At 34.5% G+C, this 23,297-nt stretch carries 14 protein-coding genes; 7 read left to right on the top strand and 7 right to left on the bottom strand.

Annotation, left to right across the window (positions count from 1 at the left end):
* Positions 1-72: 72 nt before the first annotated feature.
* The 4 genes from F6P99_RS12305 to F6P99_RS12290 form a co-directional block, all read right to left on the bottom strand.
* Positions 73-2,394 carry a glycoside hydrolase family 65 protein gene (locus F6P99_RS12305; protein WP_152287791.1) on the bottom strand — a complete coding sequence of 774 codons (2,322 nt, stop codon included), beginning with the start codon at positions 2,392-2,394 and terminating at the stop codon, positions 73-75.
* Between the two features lie 135 nt (positions 2,395-2,529).
* Entirely contained in the window at positions 2,530-3,183 is a 654-nt protein-coding gene (gene pgmB, locus F6P99_RS12300; protein WP_152287790.1) for a beta-phosphoglucomutase, read from the bottom strand.
* Between the two features lie 2 nt (positions 3,184-3,185).
* Positions 3,186-4,559, bottom strand: a complete 1,374-nt coding sequence (locus tag F6P99_RS12295; RefSeq protein WP_152287789.1) for an MFS transporter — start codon at positions 4,557-4,559, stop codon at positions 3,186-3,188.
* Positions 4,560-4,856: 297 nt separating this feature from the next.
* Complete coding sequence (locus F6P99_RS12290; protein WP_152287788.1) at positions 4,857-5,879, bottom strand: LacI family DNA-binding transcriptional regulator; 1,023 nt, start codon at positions 5,877-5,879, stop codon at positions 4,857-4,859.
* A gap of 383 nt (positions 5,880-6,262) precedes the next feature.
* Here F6P99_RS12290 and F6P99_RS12285 point away from each other — a divergent pair, with 383 nt between their 5' ends.
* The 6 genes from F6P99_RS12285 to F6P99_RS12260 all read left to right on the top strand — a co-directional run bounded on the left by F6P99_RS12285 (position 6,263) and on the right by F6P99_RS12260 (position 16,815).
* Positions 6,263-9,199 carry a SusC/RagA family TonB-linked outer membrane protein gene (locus F6P99_RS12285; RefSeq protein ID WP_226913075.1) on the top strand — a complete coding sequence of 979 codons (2,937 nt, stop codon included), beginning with the start codon at positions 6,263-6,265 and terminating at the stop codon, positions 9,197-9,199.
* Positions 9,200-9,215: 16 nt separating this feature from the next.
* Entirely contained in the window at positions 9,216-10,835 is a 1,620-nt protein-coding gene (locus tag F6P99_RS12280; protein ID WP_152287787.1) for a RagB/SusD family nutrient uptake outer membrane protein, read from the top strand.
* A gap of 16 nt (positions 10,836-10,851) precedes the next feature.
* Positions 10,852-11,952 carry a SusE domain-containing protein gene (locus F6P99_RS12275; protein ID WP_152287786.1) on the top strand — a complete coding sequence of 367 codons (1,101 nt, stop codon included), beginning with the start codon at positions 10,852-10,854 and terminating at the stop codon, positions 11,950-11,952.
* 70 nt (positions 11,953-12,022) lie between these two features.
* Positions 12,023-15,316 carry an alpha-amylase family glycosyl hydrolase gene (locus tag F6P99_RS12270; RefSeq protein WP_152287785.1) on the top strand — a complete coding sequence of 1,098 codons (3,294 nt, stop codon included), beginning with the start codon at positions 12,023-12,025 and terminating at the stop codon, positions 15,314-15,316.
* Positions 15,317-15,319: 3 nt separating this feature from the next.
* The gene (locus tag F6P99_RS12265; protein WP_152287784.1) at positions 15,320-16,000 is read left to right on the top strand and encodes a hypothetical protein; all 681 of its coding nucleotides are present in this window, start codon (positions 15,320-15,322) and stop codon (positions 15,998-16,000) included.
* 74 nt (positions 16,001-16,074) lie between these two features.
* A complete protein-coding gene (locus F6P99_RS12260) occupies positions 16,075-16,815 on the top strand; it encodes a tyrosine-protein phosphatase (RefSeq protein WP_226913074.1) in 741 nt (246 codons plus the stop codon).
* Between the two features lies 1 nt (position 16,816).
* Here the strand turns inward: F6P99_RS12260 and F6P99_RS12255 are convergent, their stop codons facing one another.
* From F6P99_RS12255 to F6P99_RS12245, 3 genes are all read right to left on the bottom strand, one after another.
* The gene (locus F6P99_RS12255; protein WP_193316074.1) at positions 16,817-18,697 is read right to left on the bottom strand and encodes a LysM peptidoglycan-binding domain-containing protein; all 1,881 of its coding nucleotides are present in this window, start codon (positions 18,695-18,697) and stop codon (positions 16,817-16,819) included.
* Between the two features lie 102 nt (positions 18,698-18,799).
* Positions 18,800-20,332 (bottom strand): glutamine-hydrolyzing GMP synthase, encoded by a 1,533-nt coding sequence (gene guaA, locus F6P99_RS12250; RefSeq protein ID WP_152287782.1) that lies wholly within the window; start codon positions 20,330-20,332, stop codon positions 18,800-18,802.
* 105 nt (positions 20,333-20,437) lie between these two features.
* Entirely contained in the window at positions 20,438-20,950 is a 513-nt protein-coding gene (locus tag F6P99_RS12245; protein WP_152287781.1) for a gamma carbonic anhydrase family protein, read from the bottom strand.
* Between the two features lie 171 nt (positions 20,951-21,121).
* Between F6P99_RS12245 and F6P99_RS12240 the strand changes: the two genes are divergently transcribed.
* Entirely contained in the window at positions 21,122-23,287 is a 2,166-nt protein-coding gene (locus F6P99_RS12240; protein WP_152287780.1) for a S9 family peptidase, read from the top strand.
* Positions 23,288-23,297 lie beyond the last annotated feature (10 nt).

Here is a 23,297-nt window from a genome sequence, read left to right as displayed (position 1 = left end):
AATATTTTAGGTTTTATTTGGGGAATTGATTTATTTATACCAACACCCCAAACTCAAAAACCTAATCTAAAATCATACTGCAGCAGCAACCACAACAACACTTTCTTGCGCTGGTACCACTACTTTCTTATCATCAATATAAACAGATACTTGTTCTGCAGATTCATTGATAAACTTACAATCGTTTTGAGATTTTTCAACTTTTAACGTTACACCTCTAAAATTCACTTTAAACGAATATGAATTCCATTCTTTTGGAATTTGAGGGTTGAAAATCAATTTGCCATCGCTCCAAACTCGCATTCCTCCGAATCCTTCAACGATAGACATCCATGTACCCGCCATTGAAGTAATGTGCAAACCTTCGTGCACTTCATGGTTGTAATCATCTAAATCTAATCTCGATGTTCTTAAATATTGTTCATACGCCTTTGGCATACGATCTATTGAAGCAGCTAAAATTGAATGAATACAAGGAGAAAGTGATGATTCGTGAACGGTTAACGGCTCATAAAAATCAAAGTGTTTCTCAATCTCGTTTTTATCAAAATGATTCTCAAACATATAAAACCCTTGCAATACATCTGCTTGTTTTATATAACACGACCTTAGAATTCTATCCCAAGACCACTTTTGATTGATCGGTCGATTTTCTTTCGACAATTGAGATACTGGAATCAATTCTTTGTCTAAGAAGCCATCTTGCTGCAAAAACACCTCATGTTTATCGCTGTAAGGGAAGTACATATTGCTTGACACGTTCAACCAAGCTTCTATTTCTTGAGCTGTTAAATTGGTCAATTCAATAATTCTTGAATAATCCTTACTGTACTCCTTTTCAATTTTCGATAAATTCTCAACAGCATATTCGATACACCATTTTGCTAGATAATTTGTATAAAAATTATTATTAATGTTGTTTTCATATTCGTTTGGTCCTGTAACTCCTAAAATCACATACTGATTTTTGTCTTCAGAAAAAGTTGCTCTTTGATGCCAAAAACGAGCGACAGCAATCATAACTTCCATACCCAATTCAGGGATATAACTATAATCTCCTGTATAATTTACATAGTTGTTAATTGCGTAAATCATGGCACCATTTCTGTGAATTTCTTCAAAAGTAATTTCCCATTCATTATGACACTCTTCACCGTTCATTGTAACCATCGGATACAAAGCAGCTCCGTTTGTAAAACCTAATTTCTCTGCATTTTCTATTGCTTTCCCCAATTGATTGTGACGATATACTAATAAATTTCTCGCTACTACAGGGTCTTTAGTACGCATATAAAATGGAATACAATACGCTTCAGTATCCCAGTAAGTACTTCCTCCATATTTTTCACCTGTAAAACCTTTAGGACCAATATTCAACCTTGCATCTTCACCTGTGTACGTTTGTGTTAATTGAAAAATATTAAAACGGATTGCTTGCTGGGCTTTTACATCTCCATCAATAACAATATCTGCTGTTTCCCAAGCATTATTCCAATATGCAACCTGATTCGTCAACAAAGTATCGAAACCTGTATCCACTGCAGTTGCCAATGATTTTTTTGAATTTGATTGTAAACTATTGATTTCGTGATTCATAGAATGAACATACCCTCCATATTTATAAATCGTAAAACTTTTATTTTCTGAAACCTGAGCACTATAAGAAAACTCAATACTCTTCTCATTTTTTGTTACAACAGGTACTAATTCACATTTTTCAGAATCCAATGCAAGTTCTATTTGCATGGCTGTACTTACATGATATTCTGTTTTCAAGGTTTTTGCTAAAACTGAAGCAAAGTCCCCTTCATGTTGCACGTCTAAAACTTCCCAAAACAGCTCATCATAATTCGTATCTTCATTGCTAATTCCACCATCCAAATAAGGTGAAAAAGTTATTTCTCCCGAAAAATTTAGAGGTGTAACACTGTAGCGTATTGCTCCTACTTCTGAAGTAGTCATACTTAAAAAACGCAACGAAGAAACGGCTATTTTATTTCCATTTACCAATTCTGCTTCGAAAGAACGCTGCAACCAACCTTCTTTCATATTTAATTCTCTTTTAAATTTAGAAACTTTTGCTTTAGCTAAATCTAACTCAATGCCATTTACAACAACATTAATTCCTATCCAATTAGGAGCATTTAGTACTTTTGCAAAATATTCTGGGTATCCATTTTTCCACCATCCAACTCTTGTTTTATCTGGATAATACACCCCGCCTATATAACTCCCTTGAAACGTTTCTCCTGAGTATTTTTCCTCGAAATTCGCTCTTTGTCCCATTACTCCATTCCCTATACTAAAGATACTTTCAGAAGCAGTAACATTCTTAGGATCAAACCCTTCTTCTAGGATTGACCATTCGTTTTCTATGATATAATTTTGATTCATTTCTAGATTTTTTTACTGCCTCCATAGTTAGATAAAGGCAAAATTCAACCTATGTATGCCGTTTTACAACACACATAATTTAATTTCGATTTCTACATTTTAGGTTTGAAATCGTATACTAAATTTTAATATTTTTTAGTTCAACAGATTTTTAGCAAATGCTATTGATAATTTGGAAGTACTGTTTAAGAGGTAATCTGCAGCACCTAACATATCTTCTTCTCCAATACCAACACTAATCATTTTAGCCCTTTTGGCAGCTTCGATTCCAGCTGCAGCATCTTCAATTACTATGCAGTTTTCTGGATTAAGTTGTAATTTATCAGCTGCTATCAAAAACACTTCAGGATCTGGCTTGGCTTTTGAAACATCATTACCATCTACAATCGCTGTAAATGCATCTAATAAATTAACACCTTCTAAAATTACACGTGCATTTTTACTAGCAGAACCTAATGAAAAAGGCACATTGTTTTTATGCAAATAAGTCAACAATTCCTTTATACCTGGTAGTATTTCACTATCGTCCATTTGAGCAACATACGATAAGTAACGTGAATTTTTTTGCTCCATATACATTTTCTTGTCGGCATCAGATAAAACCACATCTCCAACACTTAACAATATATCCAAAGATCGAGCTCTGCTTACACCTTTTAGTAGTTCGTTGTGTTCTTCTGTAAAATTAATGCCCAATTGATCGGCTAACTCTTTCCAAGCGAGGTAATGGTATTTTGCTGTATCGACAATTACACCATCCAAATCAAAAATAAAACCTTTTCTTTCCATTTCTATTCAGGTATTTGATAAGAAATTGCATTCTTATCTGTAATTAATAAATTACATAAACCCGCTACGATAAGACTAATTCCTGCAACAACCATTGCAAAAATAGACTCGTCTCCCAACAATTTATACGCAAAATTTACGCCTCCTAATGCTGCTGTAATCTGAGGCAATACAATAAACATATTGAAAATTCCCATAATCACACCCATTTTTTTAGGATCGACTGAACTCGATAACATTGCATAAGGCATAGATAAAATACTACCCCATGCTATTCCAACTAATGAAAAAGAAACTATCAACCAAGAAGGTGATGGAATTAAATACATCGACAAAAATCCGATTCCTCCTAAAATTAAAGAAACCATATGTACGATTTTTCGGTTGATACGTCTTTTAGAAGTATACAAAACCATTAGCAAAGCAAATCCCATAGATGATAACCCATAAACTCCCATATAAGACCCCACCAAATCAGCTGCAGTTTGATATGCACCATTTGCACTAAGGTAAGCAGCCTTTTCAGATGCTATTTCCATATTGTAAAGAGATTCCACGGGAACCGGTGATTGAAACACATGTTCTGTTAAAGCTGGTGTTGCCAAACTCCACATAGTAAAAAAGGCAAACCAACTGAAAAACTGTACCAAACCTAGCTTACGCATGGTAGAAGGCATACTTCCAATATTTTCTTTAATATCAGAAATAAAGGTTCCTTTCTTCTTTTTCTCTTCTTCGAATGCCTCCATATCTTCAGGTGGGTATTCAGAAGTAGTAAAAATTGTAAATAAGATACTTGTTAAAAAAACGAAAGCTCCAATTCCGAATGCGATCTTTACAGACATTGGCAAAACTCCTGGACCAGCTTCATTGCTTACTCCTAAATAAGAAATAAACCAAGGTAAATTACTAGCAACCCATGTTCCGATACCAATGATCAATGTTTGCATAACAAAACCATACGATCTTTGAGAATCATCTAATTTATCTGCAACCAAAGCCCTGAAAGGCTCCATACTGATGTTGATTGAGGCATCTAATACCCAAAGGAAACCAGCTGCAATCCATAAAGTTGGAGAATGAGGAACTAAAAACAAAGCGATAGAACTCAATACGGCCCCTATTAAAAAATAAGGTCTACGACGACCCAACCTAGGATGCCAAGTTCGATCACTTAAATAACCAATAATTGGTTGTACCAACAACCCTGTCAAAGGTGCTGCAATCCATAACATAGGAATATCATGTTCATCCGCACCTAGCGTTTGAAATATTCTTGACATAAACCCACCTTGCAAAGCAAAGCCGAATTGGATTCCTAAAAACCCAAAACTCATGTTCCAGATTTCCCAAAAACTCAGAATTTTTTTCTTCATCTTATCTATATTTGACATTAATTGAATGTTATCGACAAATTCTATATTCAATTCAAAACTGATTAAATATACAAGTAAATTTGTGATATAAATATAGTAAGGACAGTAGCGTCTTTATCTATATTTTAAATGTGTGAAGTGTGAAATATTGATAAAACTGAACGCTATGTTCGAGTACAAAGGTAAATTATATTTTTTTGAAAAAACAAATTAAATAGAAAATATTTTTTTGAAACATGCTATTTTCCAGTCATTTAATTACACGTGAACCCTTTTAAAACCTACAATAAATAAAACTTATTCTTTTTTTGTAGACGCTCTAACTTTCAGGCTTGTACTCACTACTTTTGTCGTATATGGAGCATGAACATCTGATTCTAATCGATCTACTAACATATTTGCTGCTTGCATTCCCATAGTAAAACCATGTTGCTCCATTGTTGTGATTGAAGGAGATGCATATTGCGATACCAAACCATCTGTAAAACCGATTACTGCTATGTCATTGGGTACATTCATTCCCCTACTCTGCACAGTTTTTATTGCAATGGCTGCATATATTTCGTTCACTGCAAAAATTGCATCAGGATGGTCTTCTCTGTCAATCATCGAATTGATTTGTTCAGCAATGTCTTTTTCTTTATTCACCTTTAAAATCAAAGATTCATCCACTGGTAAACCTGCTTCTTCAATTGCCTTTTCATAACCAACCTTTCTTTTGTAACCTACATCAACATAGTCGGGTGTTGTTAACATGCCTACCCTTTTAGCACCTGTATCTATAAGATATTTGGTAGCATTGTAACCACCTTTAACATCATCAATCACAACTTTATCACAAGCTATAGTATCTTCAACTCTATCGAAAAGAACAAAGGGAATTTCTTCATCTATCAACTCTTGAAAATGCTTAAAATCTCTCTTATTTTGTGTTTCGTTTGCTATAGAAACTAACAAACCATCAACACTTCCGTTTGCCAACATAGCAACATTCATCATCTCTTTTTGATGCGATTCGTTCGACAAGCATACCATCACATTATAACCTCTTTGATTCGCCGCTTGCTCTACTCCACTAATGACTTTTGAAAAAAAGTGATGGGTGATCTCCGGAATTACTACACCTAATACTAAGGTTTTCTGATTTCTAAGCTTTATGGCAAAACTATTCGGCCTGTAGTTATAGTAATTGGCAAAAGCTTGAATTCTTTCACGCATTTCTAAACTAATTTCATTGCTATTCTTAAGAGATTTTGAGACTGTAGAAATAGAAACACCAAATTCTTTGGCAATTGCTTTTAAAGTGATTTTTGGTTTCATTTACTTTTCTTTTTGAAAGTATTTAGGTTGGTTCAAACAAAAATAAACTTTTTCTTTTCAAATATTCGTTTCTTGGAGCTAACTTTTCATATATAAAACCAAGAAAACAGACCTCACAACCCAGGCATCAACATTTGTTTATTTATCACAAACTAACATTGTATTTTACATAATTAACCAAAAATTAACCTATTTTTAATATAAATGTAATTTACGAAACAAATTACTACAACGTTAGAGTAAGAAAAGTTATTAACACGAAAACGTTTTCGTGGGTTTTTCGTTTTTTTCAACCAAACATTTCTCTATAGTTTCGAAGAGTGAAATGTGAACATATTGTTAAAAATCTAAACCAAATTAACGTAACTTAAGAATCAATCTGTATGAATAAAAAATATTTATTTTCAATTGGAATTCTCTGCCTTATGTCCTTCAGTTCGTTTGCACAAACGATATTGAAAGGAAAGGTTATTGAGCAATCTTCTGGTGAAGGACTCCCAGGAGTAAGCGTAATCATTAAAGGAACCGCAACCGGAACCTCTACTGATTTTGACGGAAATTTTGAATTGAACTCATCAACTAGCGAAAACGTATTAGTTTTTTCTTATGTTGGGTTTAAAACAATAGAACAAGCAGCTTCTGCAAATCAAGATTTAACCATTTATCTAGAAGACGATTCTCAAGCACTTGATGAAGTTGTAGTTGTAGGGTATGGTACTGCACGTAAAAAAGATTTAACAGGATCTGTTGCAGTAGCGGGAGTTAAAGACTTTAACCCTGGACCTGTAGTTGCAGCTCCTTCATTAATTCAAGGTAAAGTTGCCGGGGTTGTAGTTACAACAAGTGGAGGTGCTCCTGGAGACGGACAAGAAATTCGTATTCGTGGAAACAGTTCTTTGAGTTTGACAAACAACCCATTGATCGTAATTGATGGTGTACCTATGAATGATGGAGGCGTTGGTGGATCTAGAAACATCTTAAATTCTGTAAATCCGAATGACATCTTAAACATGACTGTTTTAAAAGATGCTTCTTCAACAGCTATTTTTGGATCTAGAGCTGCAAATGGGGTAATTATGATTACCACTAAAAAAGGTCATCTGGGTCAAGAAACTAAAGTCTCTTTTAATTCAAGTGTTGCTATCTCACAAATCATGAATAAAGTTTCTGTATTAAATACAGATCAATTCACAGAATTGGTAAACTCTGTAGGTACACCTGCAGAAATTGCACGATTAGGTGGTGCACGTACTGATTGGCAAGAAGAAATATATCAAGAAGCAATTAGTACAGAAAACAATGTTAGTGTTTCTGGTAGTTTGAAAGAGGTACCTTATCGATTTTCTGCAGGATATACAGATACGAATGGTATTTTGAAAACTGACAACATGAAAAGAACTACTGCAAAACTTACATTGACACCTCAGTTCTTTGACGACCATTTAAAAGTAGCCATAAATGCAAATGCTTCTTTCATTAAAAACAATTTTGCCAATAGAGATGCGATTGGTTCAGCTGTTGGATACGATCCAACCCAACCAATTTATGATGCAAACTCTAAATACGGAGGTTACTCAACATGGTTCGATCCAGCTACTGGGAACAAATACAATTTAGCTCCAACAAACCCTATGGCTTTGCTAAACTTAAAAGAAGACAAATCTGATATTAACAGATTAATTGCAAACGCCAAATTAGATTACAAAATGCATTTCTTACCTGAATTGTCAGCTGTATTAAACGTCGGGGTTGATGCTTCTGAATCTAATGGTTCTGCTATTGTAAATGGACTTATGCCAGCGTCAAACAGCGATTTTGATGGTTCTAATAACACCTACAACAACAAAGCAACCAATAGTTTAGTTGACTTTTATTTGAACTACAATAAAGATGTAAATGAAGACCATAGCTTTGGTCTTATGACTGGTTATTCTTATCAAAAATTTGATTTTAATGATTATTCACAAACTACAAATTATTTGAAAAGCTCGGAAGACAATGTACTGCCTGCTGAAATAAACAAAAGTAGAAACGTATTAGTTTCATTCTTTGGTAGAGCAAACTACAATTACAAAGACAAATACCTATTAACTGCAACTTTAAGAGCAGATGCATCTTCAAAATTAAATCCAGATGACAGGTGGGGTTATTTTCCTTCAGCAGCCTTGGCTTGGAATGTTACAAATGAAGAGTTCTTAAAAGAATCTAAAGTAATCGACAATTTAAAAGTTCGTGTTGGGTATGGACAAGTTGGTAATGTGAACGGATTGGGTGATTATCAATTTATTACACGATACAACAAGAGTATCAATGGAGCCTCATATCAATTTGGAGACTCATTTTATCAGACTTATAGACCTGAACCAATTAATGAAAATTTAAAATGGGAAATCGGAACTACATTTAACGCAGGTATCGACTACAGTATCTTAAACGGAAGAATTTATGGTTCTATCGATGCTTACAACAAAATCACGAAAGATTTAATTATCAACAGTGCTGTTGATCCATTTACAAATTTTGCCAACTCTATCGACTCAAATGTTGGGGATATGGAAAATAGAGGTATTGAATTTGTTTTCAATACGATTCCAGTTAGAACCGAAGATTGGAAATGGACTATCGGATTCAATCTTGCATATAATGTAAATACTATAACAAGAATGCCTGATACTCAAAACGTTGGTGGTATTTCTGGAGGAACAAACAACACGGTTCAAAGACACCAAGAAGGTAAACCGGCTTTCTCTTATTATGTTTATGAGCAAGTGTATGATGAACAAGGAAAACCTCTTGAAGGCGTTTTTGTCGATCGAACAAACGATGGAATCATCAATGATGAAGATCGTTATTTTTACAAAGACCCTAACGCAGACATCACTATGGGCCTAAATACTAATTTGAACTATAAAAATTGGGATTTGAGTGTTGTAACACGTGCAAGCTTTGGAAATTACAACTATAACAACACGGCTTCTTCTTTGTCTTACGAAAAAAGAGCTACAGAAAACAACATCTTGAGTAACTTAAGTACTGATTATTTAAATTCAGGATTTGAATTTATCACTGACACAAATTTATTAAGTGATTACTATGTTAGAGATGCGTCTTTCTTTAAAATTGACAATATTACTCTTGGATATACTTTACCTAAATTCAAAAAGTTTGACAAACTTGGACTTCGTTTCTTCGGATCTGTTCAAAATGCCTTAATCGTAACGGACTACGATGGGTTAGATCCAGAAATTAGCGGTGGAATCGATGATGAATTCTACCCGAGACCAAGAACATTTATGTTAGGATTAAATGCTAACTTTTAATAAAAACTAAGAAACCATGATAAAATATATAAAAACCTCAATAGCCTGCGTGTTAGCTTCTACTTTGCTTTTCTCTTGTATTAGTGATTTAGACCAAACACCTATTGATCCAGATAGTTTTACTGAGTTGGACGTATTTGCAAATCCAACGGAAGCGAAAAGTGCCTTAGCTAAAGTATATGCCGCATTTGCACTAACAGGACAAAAAGGTCCTGATGGAGACCCAGATATTAGTGGAATTGATGAAGGTTCTTCTCAATACACAAGAATGCTACATAACTTTCAAGAATTAACTACAGACCATGCCGTGAATGGATGGGGTAACCCAGGTTTGCCAGATTTACATGCCATGAGCTGGACATCAAGCAATGGTTTTGTTGAAGGTATGTACTACCGATTGGCGCAATCTGTATCTTTTGCAAATTCATTTATCGAAAACGCACAGGTATTAGCAGAAGATGATGAAGTAAAAAGTTTTATTGCTGAAGCTCGTTTTTTAAGAGCTTATGCTTATTACAACTTGATGGACTTGTTTGCAAATGTACCTTTAGTAACAAAAATTCAAACTGAATTACCACAACAAAGCAATAGAAAAGAAATATTCGCTTTTATTGAGACAGAATTGAAAGAAATTGAAGGACTGTTAAAAAACTCTAGAGCAAACGAATACGGAAGAGTAGATGAAACTGCTGCACAAGCGTTGTTATCTAGAATGTATTTGAATGCAGAGGTTTTTATTGGTGAAAACAGGTATTCTGACTGTATTACTTACTCAAACAAAGTTATCAGTTCTGGATATTCAATCCATATGACTGATGTGAATGGTAATGGTACTGCTTACGACGATATGTTTTTAGCTGATAGCGATAGCAATGGTGCACAAAACGAATTTATTTTCACGATTAGCTTTGATGGAATTGAGTCTCAAACTTGGGGAGGTGTAACTTATTTAGTACATGCATCTATCGGAGGTACAATGAACCCAACACATTTCGGTGTAAATGGTGGATGGGCAGGTCTTAGAACCACAAAAGCTTTGGTATCTAAATTTGAAGCAAATGCAACAAACGGCGATGGAGAACCAATTGCATGGGCAGACAAAAGAGCGATGTTCCACACAGATCAACAAAACTATGAAATTACAACCATCGCAAATACATTTGAAGATGGGTATGCTATAACAAAATTCAAAAACGTTGATAAAGATGGTAATGCTGGTAGCGACCCTAATGGAGATCAGGTTGATATGGATACTCCGATGATTCGTTTGGCAGAAATTTATCTAAACTATGCTGAGGCAGTGGTCAGAGGTGGAACTGGTGGATCTATTGCAGATGCAACCAACTATATTAACATCTTAAGAACAAGAGGATATGGAGACAGTAGCGGAAATATTACTTCTGGTGATGTAACATTAGATTTTATTTTGGATGAACGTTCTAGAGAATTGTACTGGGAAGGTTTGAGAAGAACTGATTTAATCAGATACGACAGATTTACAACAGGTGATTATTTATGGCCATTTAAGGGAGATTTACCTGATGGAACAGCTGTTTCAAGTCATAGAAACATCTACCCTATTCCTGCAAATGCGATTTTAGTAAATCCTAATTTAACACAAAACCCTCAGTACTAAACAAACAACTTTTATTATGAAAACGAGACTATATAATTTTATATACTGGCTTGCCCTACCCCTATTTTTAACTGGGTGTGCTAGTAACGAAGAGTTCGCCATGATAGACACTAAGTCAGAAAACACCAAAATTACGGTGGTATCTTCAGACAATTCAGCTGTCTTAACAGAAGACAATGCAGCGTTAGAAGCATTTACGATTACCTGGAACAAACCTGATTACGGTGTTGTTACAGAAACACCAAATTATCAAATTTTTATCGCGAAAGAAAACGATAATTTTAGTGAAATGATTATTGCGGCATCGACCAACACAGAAGAAAAAACCTTCATGGTTGAGGAAATAAACAAAGTACTTATTAATAATGAGATTGCAACAGATGCAGTAGCTAATATTCAATTTAAAGTTGTTGCTACAACTGGGGATTTAGTGACAGAATCAAGTCCTATCACAATAGCAATTACTCCTTACTCTAAAAGTTCAGATCCTATATTTATGATAGGTGCTGCACTAATGGGTTGGGATACAGCAAAAGCTGTAGAAGTACCAGCTACTGGTTCTAAAACTTTCGAAACAGTTGCTTTGTTTACCAATGGTGAAAGCTTTAGATTTTTCGATGCAGCTGATTGGGGAGCAAACTCATACAACCATCCACATTTTTCTGGAGGAACAATTACAAGCTTATTAGAAAACGCAGGTGATGGTGACAGTAACTTCTTGTTTAATGGAGCTACAGGTTATTATAAAATTGGTGTAAACCTTAAGACGCTTACCGTTACTATGGAAGCAACTGAATTACCTGACTTATTTATGGTTGGCGCAGCCGTACCAGATGCTGGTTGGGGATGGTCAACTCCAGTAAAACTAACTTGGATAAAACATGGATTGTTTGAAGTAACAACAACATTTGCCAATGATGCTTTCAGATTCTTCACGAAAAATGGAGATTGGGGTTCAGGTAGAAATTATCCATACTACCAAGATGCTGAATATAGCATTGATGCAAATTTTGAAAATGCTGAGGATGGTGACAAAAACTTTAAGTTTATTGGTACTCCAGGAGAATACACAATCACAGTAAATACTATTGCTAAAACGATTAGTTTATCTAACTAATTTAATGATTTAACCATTATTCAAAAGGCTGTTAGAAATAACAGCCTTTTGTTTCATTTCTCGTTTCCTTATGAAAAATTTATATTACTTATTATTACTTGTAATTACTGGAGTTTATGGACAAGTAACCACAACCCCTGCTATCCCAACAACAAATAAAGAAATCACTCTTCTTTTTGACGCCTCAAATACACCCCTCTCGAATTATTCTGGGAAACTATTTGCACATACTGGAGTTACCGTTGATGGAGAAAAATGGCAAAATGTAATGGGTACATGGGGAGACAACACAAAACAACCAGAGCTTACTAAAGACCCAAACAACGCTAACTTATACCGACTTACAATTACACCAAACATACATGACTATTATGGTGTTATTAGTTCAAAAACGATTTCTGAAATCAGTATCGTCATCCGATCTAGTGATGGGAACTTAAAAAATGGAGCAGATATTTTTATCCCAATCTACTCAGATGAATTAAACATTGCTTTCGTGTATCCCAAAGAAGGAAACACATTTAGTTTAAATGAAACTATAACAATTACCGTGGAAGCAACTAAGTCCGCAGACCTACAAATTTTAGTTGACGGGATCTCTATATTAAACACTACAAACGCAAATAATATATCTACTGCATATAATTTTACTAAAACCGGAACACACCTAATTTCGGCTATAGCAACAGTTAATAACGAAACTATCTCCAAAGAAATCAGTGTCTTTGTTAAAACAACAACTCAAACTATCCCGAGGCCAAACAACGTAAAGAATGGAATTACAATAAACGGTACTGAAACTACTTTTGTACTATTGGCTCCTAACAAAAATGATGTTGTATTGATAGGTGATTTTAACAATTGGAAGACAGAAGCAGCCTATTTGATGCATAAAGACGGTGATTATTTTTGGGTTACACTTACAGATTTAGATCCATCTGTTGAATATGCTTACCAATATCTAATTGATTATGAAATAAAAATTGCAGATCCCTATGCTGAAAAAATATTGGATCCTGATAATGATAAATATATTGACAACTCAGTATATCCTAATTTAAAATCATACCCTGAAGGACAAACGACAGGCAACGTATCTACTTTTAAAATTGATGAGACCACATATGCTTGGCAAACTCAGAATTTCGAAAGACCCTTACAAGAAAACCTAGTTATATATGAAATGCATATTCGAGATTTCACAGAAAAAAGCTCATATAACGAGGCACTGCTACATCTTGACTACCTAGAAAAACTCGGTGTGAATGCCATTGAATTAATGCCAATAAATGAATTTGAAGGAAACGATAGCTGGGGATATAATCCTTCATTCTATCTCGCTTTAGACAAAGCTTATGGTACAAAAAACGATTTCAAGAAATTTGTCGATGCATGTCATGAAAGAGGAATTGCCGTTTTAGCTGATGTAGTTTTCAATCATTCATTTAGCCAATCACCACTATTACAAATGTACTGGGATTCAGCCACTGGTAAACCAGCGGTGGACAATCCTTGGTATAATGAAAACCATAATTTAGTAGATAACACTTCGGCTCACTGGGGCTATGACTTTAACCATACTAGTTCTTATACCAAAGCCTTTTTCAAAGATGTACTAAATTATTGGTTAACAGAATACAAAATTGATGGCTACAGATTCGACTTCACGAAAGGGTTTTCAAATACTATCTATGAAGGTGCTAATAATTGGGCAAGCACCTATGACGCAGAAAGAATTTCGATTCTAAAAGAATATTCAGATTTTGTTTGGAATACGGCACCTAACAACAAACCTTATGTCGTTTTTGAACATTTATCGGAAAACTCTGAAGAAAAAGAACTTGCCGATTATGGAATTCTACTATGGGGAAACCTAAATCACAGCTACAATGAAAACACAATGGGATATGGTGATAATATTGATTGGATATCACACCAGAAAAGAGGATGGAATGCCCCTCATGTAGTTGGATATATGGAAAGTCATGACGAAGAAAGGTTGATGTACAAAAACCTAGAGTTCGGAAAAGAATCTGACTATCATTCTGCAAAAGACTTACAAACTGCATTAGCCAGACAAGAAACAGCTGGAGCATTTTTATTTGGTATTCCAGGTCCGAAAATGATCTGGCAATTTGGTGAATTAGGTTATGATAAAAGCATTAATTTCAATGGAAGAACAGGTAAAAAACCTGTTTTATGGGAATACAACACGGATGCGAACAGAAAACATATTTACGACACATGGAGCACTTTTATCGCTTTCAAAACTAAACACGAAGCATTTTCGACAAATGACTTCTCATTAAACACAAATAAACTATTAAAATCTATCACCCTACGTGGTGAAGAAATGGATGTAATCATTCTTGGAAATTTCGATGTTCTTGATAGTGAAATCTCTATTAATTTTACCCAAACGGGTACTTGGTTTGAGTATTTTTCTGGAGAAGAATTAATGCTACAAAACACACAACAAAACATTGCATTAGATGCCGGTGAGTATAAAATGTTTACATCTAAAAAAGTTTACGACCCAAGAGGTGGTACTGAAAATCACGACAGCGATAATGATGGTGTTAATGATCTCTTGGATGAATGTCCGAATACAATTCAAGGTGCTGAGGTTGATCAAAATGGTTGTGCTATTTTTGAATTAGACAAAGCCAATTTCAATATCAAATCATCAAGTGAGACATGTGACGGTATGAATAATGGTTCTATCGATATTAGTTCTATTAGGAGTTCTAAATTTTCTCTCGAATTGAATAACCAACTCTATGATTTTAGAACCGAACTTTCTATTACCGACCTTCCTCCGGCGACATATTCATTTTGTATCCGAACCGAAGAAGACGACTCCTTTGTGCAGTGTTTTGAATTGACCATCGACCCTGCTGAAAGCTTAACAGCAAAAACGACTTCGAAAAACTATGGAAAGAAAACACTTACTACTGTTGATATATCATCAGGAACACCTCCTTATACGATTTCGATAAATAATACTGAGATAAAACAAACCTATGAAACTACGACTACAATCGAAGCTAAAAACGGAGATCAAATCTCTGTTGAAACGGCGAGGTCTTGCGAGGGAAAACTGGTAGAAAACATCGAAATACAAACGCATATTTCCGTATATCCAAACCCTACAAGTTCTATGCTTTCAATATTTTTTGAAAATAATGCAGACGAGCAAGTTAGCGTACAAATACTAAATCCTTTAGGAAAAACCGTTTACGAGAAAAGTACAACGATATCAAACAATGTAACAAATATCAATATTGAGCATTTAACAAATGGTATTTATTTCATCAAAACAAGTCAAGCCCCTTCTCAAACTATCAAAATCATAAAAAAATAACTCATGAAAAATATTTTTTACTTCCTAAGCGTTCTAACTTTATGGTCTTGTTCACAAACTACTCCGGAAGAAACTATTGAACAAAATACAGCACCCGAAGTTCCGACATTATTAAATCCAACAAATAATTTATTGTGTATTTCTAGTGATTTAACTTTTGAGTGGGCTACTTCTATAGACAATGAAGGAGACCCGATAAACTACTTTTACCAAATAGCTACAGACAATATGTTTAACACTGTAGTAAAAAGCGGAACCTTAAAAGACACCAAAAAAAATCTCCAATTAGAGAAAGAAACAACATATTATTGGAGAGTGCAAGCAATCGATGAAACTGGTGAAAAAAGTGATTTTTCTGAAACTAGAAATCTATACACAGAGAATATTGCCGATGAAAATCATTTGCCATTTATGCCAGAATTAATCAGTCCAATTCATCAATCGGAAACTAATAATCAGTTAATTCTTTTAGAATGGAATTGTGCTGACATCGACAACGATCCACTTGTATATGATGTGTATGTTGGTACCACAAACTCTCCCTCTCTATATGCTGAAGGTATCAGTAAAACATCTATAGAATTATCAATAGAATCCAATACAACTTACTATTGGAGAGTTGACGCCAGAGATTCAAAAAACGGAAAAACATTAGGACAAACTTGGGTATTTAATAATAATTGAGAATCTATTTTCTTTTCAAATTGATTTACCATATTATTTTATAAATTTGTGCCTTTCAAATCTAACATTTCTAAGTGCTAAATTTATTCAAAAAAGAAACTCCGATTACCGAAGTTTTCCCGATGAACTTTGTTGATATCCATTCTCACCTACTTCCAGGAATAGATGATGGAGCAAAATCTATGGAACATACCATAGAAATGATTTCGACAATGGATGCCTATGGAATTCAGAATTTCATTACAACACCGCATGTTTTAGGAAATGTATGGAAAAATAGCAGCGATACAATTTTAGACAAACTTGATTTGGTTTTAGAAGAGCTAGAAAAAAGGGACATGTCTTACATTAAGTTTGACGCTGCTGCGGAATACATGTTAGATGAAGAATTTGTAAAACTTTTACAAGAAAGAGACCTTCTAACATTGAGAGAAGATTCTCTATTAGTTGAAATGTCTTTTTTGCAAGCGCCGGTAAATTTGTTTGAAATGATTTTTGACATTCAGTTAGCGGGATACAAACCTATACTTGCACACCCTGAGCGCTATGGATTTTACCATGCAGATTTCGACATGTATCACAAATTGAAAGATGCAGGATGTCGTTTTCAAATCAACCTTCTTTCTTTGACTGGACACTACGGAAAATCTGTCCAAAAAACGGCTGAAAAACTAATTGAAAAAGGGATGATTGACTTGGCAGGTTCAGACACACACCACATGCATCATTTACAAACATTAAAAAAAATAGGCACTAAAAGGAATTTAAAACTTTTAGCACCTATCTTAAAAAACAATATCGAATTTTATCGATAATTTACTCTAAATCTTTCGACAATTCTTCTACTTGTATCGAATCATTTTCTTGAATCGCTTCTGTATTCAGTTCAAGTTCGATGTCGCTTTTTTCGTCGTTTTTCTCTTTATCTCTTTCTAATTGAATGATATCAATCGATAAATCTTCGTTATATTTCCTTACGTAAACTGCTTTGTTATACGCAGGTTCTCCGTAAGCTTTTTGCGAAAACTCAAAAGTACTTCTCACCCTTTTTGAGATTCCTTTATCAAAACTACTCCATAAGTCCAGCGAATCATTAGATACCATTCTTTTCAATACATCATAAACAATATCGAATCCTTTGGACGCATACTCAGATGGGTATCCAAAATTCTTTCTTTCGTATTGAGCATAAAAACTTTTTACTCCTGGCAAGGTATCAACCAATACACCTGAACTTGCATAAACAAAATTTAATTTTGCCAACATGTTATTATCTACTTTGTCGAAGTTCGCTGCTTTTTCAAAAGCGAACAAGCGAACCTCTGGATCGTTAGGCACTACTCTCAAATTATTAATGACATCGGCCGTAACAACTTTATTATTTGAGGTAAGTATTACCCAATTCACACCCAAAGTATCAATTTCTTGAACAAATCTTTCTTGACTTATATAACCATTTTCTGGCTGTATATAATGCACCTCTTTAATTGAATCGTGGTGTTCCTTTAAAAACTCTCTTATCTCAATATATTCTGATCGAGAGCTTGCTTTTTCATCTCCCACAACAACTATTTGCTCGTTAGTGTATATATCTGTAAAATGTGTAAGTACGTTTTCTTTTAAAACCTCACGACTTGTCACTGTTTTAACAATATTGTCTTTGATAAATGATTTTTGATTGGCAGAATAAAACGGAAATACAACTGGTATATCTTTTACTTCTCCAGCAAAATAATTGACATGTTTGTTAAACACTGGACCAAATACCACATCTGTTTTTTCAAAAGCGCCAGCTTTGATATATGATTTAATCGTGTCTCGATCGTTTTGAGAATCATATACCGACACTCGCACAGGCACTCCTTGTTTTCGAATTGAATCTATCGCAATATCAGCACCTAAATAAAAATCAGTAATAATAGATATGAGATTATGATTCGTTGTAAAAAGCTGTTCTTTCGTTAACGTATCATTTTTGGCAAATTTAAAAGGCAACAACATAGCAACATCAACAGTATCTTTAAACACAACACTATCGTTAAAAATCAACGCTGCACTTTCTTTCAATTCTGCTTCAGAAACTTTCTCTTTTATCTTTAATAGCATTCCCAATTTCAACCCTTCCGATAATTCAGGATTTAATTGTAATAAACTTTCACGAGAAACATTATAGTGTCTCGTTAAACTATACTCTGTATCGTCTTTAACAACAGTATGTAAAACAAAGTGGTCGTTTAGATAATCTAATTCGTTTTGCTTCACTTGTTCAGGAGTCAACATTTTTTCTTGTGGAATTTGCAAAACCATTCCAATCTTCAACCCTTCGGTTTCGATAGCAGGGTTTAACGCTTCTAAAGCATCCATACTCACATTGTAATGCTTTGATATACCATACAAAGTTTCCTTAGGCTGTACGATGTGATTTTGAGAAGCTGACACCTCTGCTGCTGCTCTTTTTGCCTCTGCTTCGGCATCGTAGTCTACATTCGGAATTAAGATAAGTGTGTTTGCCTCAGGTTTTCTTTTCAAATCAGGATTCAGACGCATGATATCTCTCGACTTTACATCGTATCTCTTTGCAATTTCTTTAACGCTTTCGCCTTCTTTTACCTTGTAAGAAATATATTTTTTTTGTTGTGCACATGCTGAAATCAACACAAACATGCACATACAAACAAAAAGGAATTTATTTTTCATAAAATTTATTTTTAACAAAATAACCATTCTAAAGAAACAATTTACAATTTTCTCTAGAATGGCTATCACAATTTTTATATAAATAACTTTTTAATAAAGCTTTTATTCCCACTCAATAGTTGCAGGTGGTTTAGAACTGATATCATATACCACTCGGTTCACACCTTTCACATTATTGATAATTCTGTTCGAAATTTCTTGTAAAAATTTATAAGGCAAATCAACCCAGTCAGCAGTCATTGCATCCGTAGATGATACCGCACGTAAAGCAACTGCTTTTTCATAAGTACGCTCATCTCCCATAACTCCAACCGACTGCACAGGAAGCAAAATAGCACCTGCTTGCCATACAGAATCATACAATCCATGATCTTTTAATCCTTGTATAAATATATAATCTACTTCTTGTAACATCGCAACTTTTTCAGCTGTAATATCACCTAGAATACGGATTCCTAATCCTGGACCTGGGAATGGGTGACGACCTAATAGCTCAGGGTCTATTCCCATAGACTTACCAACTCTACGTACTTCATCTTTAAAAATCATACGCAATGGCTCTACGATTTTTAATTTCATGAAGTCTGGTAATCCACCAACATTGTGGTGCGATTTGATAGTTGCTGAAGGTCCTCCATCAGCCGAAACAGACTCTATTACATCCGGATAAATAGTACCTTGTGCTAACCACTTTACATCTTCAATCAAATGTGCTTCTGCATCAAAAACATCTATAAATGCTTTTCCAATTGCTTTACGCTTTTCTTCCGGATCTTCAAGACCTTTTAATTCCTCTAAAAATCTTTCAGATGCGTCAACTCCTTTTACGTTTAAGCCCATTCCTTCGTATTGATTCAACACGCTTTCGAATTCGTTTTTACGTAAAAGTCCGTTGTTTACAAAAATACAGTATAGGTTCTTTCCAATGGCTTTGTTCAACAACACAGCAGCAACGGTAGAATCTACTCCACCAGACAAACCGAGTACAACTTTATCGTTACCTACTTTGTCTTTGATTTCTTGCACTGTGGTTTCCACAAAATTAGCGGAAGTCCACTCTTGAGCTACACCAGCAATTTTTACCAAAAAGTTTTCTAGTAATTTTGTTCCGTCTGTAGAGTGATACACTTCTGGGTGAAATTGAATTGCATATGTATCTTCACCTTTTACGTGGTAAGCTGCATTTTTCACATCACCTGTACTTGCAATACATTCGCAATCTTCTGGCAAATGCAAAATAGTATCAGAGTGACTCATCCAAACCTGACTACCTTCATTGATTTCATCAAACAACGGGTTGGTATGGTTTAAATAAGACAAATTCGCTCTTCCGTATTCTCGGGTATTAGATGCTCCGACTTCTCCTCCAAAGAAATGTGCCAAATATTGAGCTCCATAACAGATACCCAATAATGGTTTTTTCCCTTTGACTTCTGACAAATCAATTTTAGGAGCATTTTCACCTCGAACTGAATGTGGTGAACCTGATAAAATAACGGCTTTATAATCTGCGAAATTATATTTTTCGCTGTTGTATGGATGAATTTCACAATAAATGTTCAACTCTCTCACTCGACGCGCAATCAGCTGCGTAACTTGAGATCCAAAATCTAGAATAAGTACTTTTTGTTGCATGCGCAAAAATAAAACTTAATTCATAAATGAGCGAACGAATGAAAAAATATTTTTCGCAAATATCAACAGGCTTTTTCAAGAAGTATTCAATGTAAAACAAGCAAGTTATTCTTTGAACCAGCCAGAATATTTGATATAATTTTCTGCGATTCGATGTACTTCTCCTTTCAAAAGTTCTTCGCTAATATCTTTTATTTTTTTAGCAGGTATACCACCATAGACAGAACCTGATTTCACATATGTTCCTTTCGCAACCACAGCTCCTGCCGCGATAATACTATTGCTTTCGATAACGCAATCGTCCATGACAATCGCTCCCATACCAATTAACACATCATCATGAATAGTACAACCATGCACAATTGCATTGTGTCCAACAGAAACATTATTCCCGATATTTGTAGGCGATTTTTCGAATGTTGCATGTACTACAGCACCATCTTGAATATTTACCTTATTTCCCATTTTTATATAATGTACATCTCCACGAACCACTGCATTATACCAAATACTACACTGATCTCCCATCGACACCTCTCCCAAAATCACAGCATTTTCTGCTAAAAAACAATCTTCTCCAAATTTCGGTTTGTGACCTCTTACTTCTTTAATAATCATAAGTAACTTTTTTGTGTTATTGCATCATCGACCAAATATAAAAAAACTTGGACCAGAATATAAACTTCTTCAAGATTATCTGTTAACAAAGGACTGTGAATTTATAAAACTCTAACTGAAGAATATTCCCTATTTTTTTTATAAATTGAGCGTTTAAATTTATTTCTACAAATGCGGTATATCTTTAGCATTCTATTATTTCTAGTTACTTATTTTTCAGTTGCTCAAACAGCTTACATCACCAACCAAGAAATTTGGACAGGTGCTTTTAGACAAAGTTATTTAGACTCTTATCAACCCATAGAAGGTGATGCATATAGTCTTTTAAACTACAACCCAGAAACAAAATCTACTTCGATAGACGTGTACAGCTATAAAAGTTTGAAAAAAACAAAGACTTTGATTGACAGTAAAGATTATTCTGAAATAGAATATTTTGATTCTTACTCATTCAATGCCTCTGAAACTCATCTTCTAATAGCCACCAACACGCAATCTATTTATAGGCATTCTTCTCAAGCGGTTTATTACATTTTTGAAATAGGCTCTAAAAAACTATCTAAAATCTCTGAAGCTTGGATTCAAGAGCCAACTTTTTCAAACAACAACGAACAAGTTGCTTTTATTTACAACAATAACATCTATGTAAACAATCTGATCTCTAACGAAACCAAAGCAATTACAAATGATGGTGTAAAAAACCAGATTATCAATGGTATCACAGATTGGGTTTATGAAGAAGAATTTGGCTTTGTAAAAGCGTTTGAATGGAGTTTAGACAGCAAAAAAATCGCCTATTTAAAATTTAACGAAACCGATGTCCCAACATTTTCTATGGATGTTTTTGGAAATCAATTGTATCCTCAATCATATTCTTTCAAATATCCTAAAGCCGGTGAAAAAAATGCCGATGTAAGTTTGCACATAGCCAACGTAACCGATGGTAGTTCAAAAAAGATAGCAATAGGCAATTATGAATATATCCCATTACTAAAATGGACTAATACTAATAAAAATTTGGTTGTAGCAACACTAAACCGTCATCAGAATAATCTTGAATTGATAAGCGTGGATAGTGAAAATCTAAATACGAAAATACTGCTTCAAGAGAAAGACAGTTGCTACATCTCTGTAGAAAAAATTTCAAAACTCACTTTTTTAAAAGACAATAGCTTTATCTGGCAAAGTGAGAAAAGTGGCTTCAATCATTTGTATCATTATTCAAATACTGGTAAATTAAAGAGACAATTGACAAAAGGAAACTGGGAGGTGACAAAATTTTACGGAATAGATGCCAAGCAGAAAAAACTCTATTATCAATCTACAGAAAACGGAAGTATTAACAGAACGGTATATTCGATTGCACTCAACGGACGATCAAAAAAAATCATCAGCAAAACAACAGGTACGAATGATGCAGATTTTAGCAAATCGAAAAACTATGCAATCATCAATCATTCAGATGCCAATACTCCTTTATCATACGCGCTATTCAATGGTAAAAAAATCATCAAAGAAATAAAAAACAACAAGCAACTTATTGATAAGCTTGCGCCCTATTCTTTAAATAAAAAAGAATTTTCTGAATTAAAAACAGAAAGTGGTGTTTTCAACATGTGGTTATTAAAACCCACCAATTTTGATCCAAATAAAACATATCCTCTCGTAATGGTTCAATACTCGGGTCCTGGCTCTCAAAGCGTTGCCAATTCATGGAACAGCTACAATGATTATTGGTATCATTTACTTTCTCAGCAAGGGTTTGTCGTAGCTTGTATTGATGGTAGAGGTACAGGCTACAAAGGAGCAGCGTTTAAAAAAGCAACATACAAAGAATTGGGAAAATTAGAAACCATTGACCAAATCAATGCTGCCAAAGAACTAGGAAAATACAATTATATAAATGCAGAAAAAATCGCAATTTGGGGGTGGAGCTATGGAGGTTTCATGGCAAGCAACTGTATCTTAAAAGGTGCTGATGTTTTTGATACAGCTATAGCGGTAGCACCGGTTACATCATGGAGGTTTTACGATTCTATTTATACCGAACGCTACATGCAAACACCCCAAGAAAACCCATCTGGATATGATGAAAACTCTCCCCTATTTCACGCCGAAAAACTACAAGGACATTATTTACTTGTACATGGTACAGGTGACGACAACGTTCACATTCAAAACACGTATCAAATGTCGAATGTATTGATCGAGCAAAACAAAGACTTCGAGCAAGCAATTTATCCAGATCGTGCTCATGGCATCTATAGAGGTAGAAATACGCGTATTCATTTATTTACGAAAATGACAAATTTTCTTGAGCAACATTTAAAAAATTAATAAAGAAATA

Source organism: Flavicella marina, from assembly GCF_009193215.1.
Lineage (GTDB): Bacteria > Bacteroidota > Bacteroidia > Flavobacteriales > Flavobacteriaceae > Flavicella > Flavicella marina.
Note: the sequence above shows the minus strand (reverse complement) of the source record. Positions and strands in the feature narration are given on the sequence as shown.